This window comes from Roseobacter sp., assembly GCF_024639605.1.
Taxonomy (GTDB): Bacteria; Pseudomonadota; Alphaproteobacteria; order Rhodobacterales; family Rhodobacteraceae; genus Roseobacter.
The window spans coordinates 1-2,868 of record NZ_JAHEHZ010000256.1 but is presented as its reverse complement, the minus strand read 5'-3'; the positions used below and the strand labels follow the sequence as shown (position 1 = coordinate 2,868).

General features: G+C 62.8%; 3 protein-coding genes. 1 reads left to right on the top strand and 2 read right to left on the bottom strand.

Annotated elements, in window-relative coordinates; translation table 11 throughout:
• Positions 1 to 339 (top strand): ATP-binding cassette domain-containing protein (locus tag Q0M35_RS18470; RefSeq protein ID WP_295317714.1); only part of this gene is annotated, 339 nt, incomplete at its 5' end.
• A gap of 22 nt (positions 340 to 361) precedes the next feature.
• On the opposite strand, the gene Q0M35_RS18465 is transcribed toward Q0M35_RS18470, so the two are convergent.
• Both Q0M35_RS18465 and Q0M35_RS18460 read right to left on the bottom strand, forming a co-directional pair.
• Positions 362 to 1,123 carry an NAD(P)-binding domain-containing protein gene (locus Q0M35_RS18465; RefSeq protein WP_295317713.1) on the bottom strand — a complete coding sequence of 254 codons (762 nt, stop codon included), beginning with the start codon at positions 1,121 to 1,123 and terminating at the stop codon, positions 362 to 364.
• A gap of 320 nt (positions 1,124 to 1,443) precedes the next feature.
• Positions 1,444 to 2,868, bottom strand: a 1,425-nt coding sequence (locus Q0M35_RS18460) for an AMP-binding protein (protein ID WP_295317712.1), incomplete at its 5' end; no start/stop codon positions are given.

The window sequence follows — 2,868 nt, the reverse complement described above, 5'->3', positions numbered from 1 at the left end:
CGCCTGCGCGAGCGCCGTTCTCAGGAGGGTGTGACGCTCTCAGGTGGTGAGCAACAGATGCTGGCGATTGCCCGCGCGCTTTGCCGTGACATCAAGGTGCTGCTGCTCGATGAGCCCTATGAAGGTCTGGCGCCCGTGATCGTCGATGAGATCGAAAAGACACTCCGGATCATCAAGGAACAGGGCATTACGACCATCCTTGTGGAACAGAACGCCGTGCGTGCCCTGCAACTGGCGGACCGTGCGGTGATCCTCGACACCGGCGGGATCGTCTTTGACGGAACCGCGGCGGAAGTGCTGGAAAACAAAGAACTGCGCGAAGAATACCTCGCGATCTGACACCGTCCGGGGCGGCGGGCGTTTAAGGCCCGCTCTCCAGCCGCTGACCGATCGCCGACAGGGCGTTCTCAAGGGCCTTATGTGCGCCGCCGTCGCGCAATCCGCGGGTCATCATCAGGCTCAGCGTATCATCAGTCGCAAGTGCGTCCCGTTCCCGAACAAGCTGGTCCTCATCGCCTGGCGGCAGGGCCGAAAGAAACCCTGCCAGAAGCTGACGCGTATAGTGCACAGCACTTTCCCGGGCACCGGTCTGTGAGGCCAGCCAGCCCGCGCCGGTGTTCATCAGATCAAGGATGCCGGGCACCATGGCGCAGATTGCGAAATGCATGCCGAAAGCGGCCTCATCGGACGCCCCGATCACCGGGTTCTCCGGTGCAAAAAGCCGGCTGAGCAAAGCGGGATCGGGACAGGCCGGTAAGGGGCAGCCGCCCTGCTCAAGATATCCCAGCGGAATGGTCAGCGTGAAACCGGTTGCGGGGGCGCAGTGCTGCGCCAGGGCTGCAAGCGACACACCTGCCATGACCGAGATGATCTGCTGATCCGCGCGAAAGGTGAGCCCTTGCAGCACGTCGGGCGCCACCCCGGGGCGCAGGCATAAAAACACAACATCGCTGCGGTCCAGAACCTGCTGGCCGGCGGCGACGGCAACGCCGTGTGATGCGCTCAGTTCCTGTGCTGTCTGAGCATTGCGGTCGGAGACGCAGACGCTGTGGCCCCGCTCCGCCAGAAAGCGCACCATGGGAGCCGCAATATGCCCGGTGCCGATAAATCCGATGTCAGACATGAATGCGTTGCTCCATTTTCTGTGGGTCCCGGCGGATGATCCGGCCCGGCGCCGGGGTCAGGTCGCATAACAGCCCGTCACGGGGCTTTTGTCGAGACCGCCGGAGACTCCGCAAATGACGACCGGCACAGGCAGCACGTGTTGTGCTCCGCCGCAGCGCCGGATCAGACGCGCGCAAACCGATTTATCGCGGCGAATATGCGCGCGTGATCCCAACCCGCGTCCGGGGCGCAGACTGCCTCGTTGTCTGTTCTGCGCCGCAGGCCGCTGTGGGATACAACGGCTCAAATCTTCTTCTGCCCGGAAGCGCGCTCACCCGGTCAGCTTTCCCCAAGCATCGCACGCAGCGTGGTTTTCAGAACCTTGCCATAGTTGTTCTTCGGCAGCTCATCGATGCGGATATACCGTTTGGGCCGTTTGAAACGGGCGATATTGTCCAGACACAACCGGTCAAGCCGCGCCTCGTCGACGTCTCCCACCACAAATGCCACGACCTCCTCGCCCCACTCCGGATGCGCCTGCCCGACAACCGAGACTTCCTCGACCGCAGGGTCGGTCAGCAGTACCTCTTCCACCTCGCGCGGATAGACGTTGGAGCCCCCGGTGATAATCATGTCTTTGGAGCGGTCCTGCAGGGTCAGGTATCCCTCTGCATCAAGAAACCCCATATCGCCGGTCATCAGCCAGCCATCCTTCAGGGTTTTCGCGTTTGCCTCCGGATTGTTGCGGTAGCCGGGCATCACGGTATCGCCGCGCACCATGATCTCGCCATGGGTGCCCGCGGGCACCGGCCCGCCGTTGCTGTCGCCGATCATCACCTCCACCGCTGACTGGGCACGCCCGACAGACTGCAGGCGCGGGGCCCAGTTCGGATGGCTTCGGTCTGCGACGTCATGCCGGTTCAGCACCGTGATTCCCATCGGGCATTCGCCCTGGCCATAGATCTGCACGAAAACCGGCCCGAAGGTGTCGACCGCGTCGATGATATCGGCGTTATACATCGGTCCGCCTGCGTAAATGACCGTGCGGAGCCCCTCGCCCGACGCCCCCGTGGCACGCGCCACCCGGGTCATCCGCTGCACCATGGTCGGGGCTGCAAAAAGCTGAACCGATCCGAAATGCGCAGCCAGATCAAAGATTTCAGCAGGATCGAACCCACCCGATGACGGACAGACATGACGCGCGCCCGCGCGCACATGCATCATGTTGTAAATGCCGGCCCCGTGGCTCATCGGTGCTGCATAAAGCGTCGCGTCCCCGGGCAGGACCTGATCAGCATCCAGCGGATAACACAGGCTCATCGACGTCAGCATCCGAAAGGTGATCATCACGCCCTTAGGCCTGCCGGTGGTCCCTGATGTGTAAAAAAGCCAGGCAAGGTCTCCCGGGTCGCGGGAAACGATATTTCTGGCCGGTTCATGGGCGATGACTTCTTCGAACACCGGGCCCGGCACGGAGATCACCGCTGCCGCGGCGTCCGTCAGCCCCTCGTCCTGGCCGGGTGAGGCAAAGACAATGCGCGCGCCGGCATGGCCGATGATATACTCCGCCTCGCGCAGGTGCAGTTTCGCGTTAACCGGCACCACCGCAGCCCCGGCAATCCAGATGCCGTAAAAGACAATGAGATAGTCGGGCGTGTTCTTCATAAAAATCGCGACCTGGTCACCAGGACCGATGCCCTGCGCCTGCAGCCACCCGGCCACGGCGCGGGCACGCCCGAAAAATGTGCCATAGTCAGCAACACA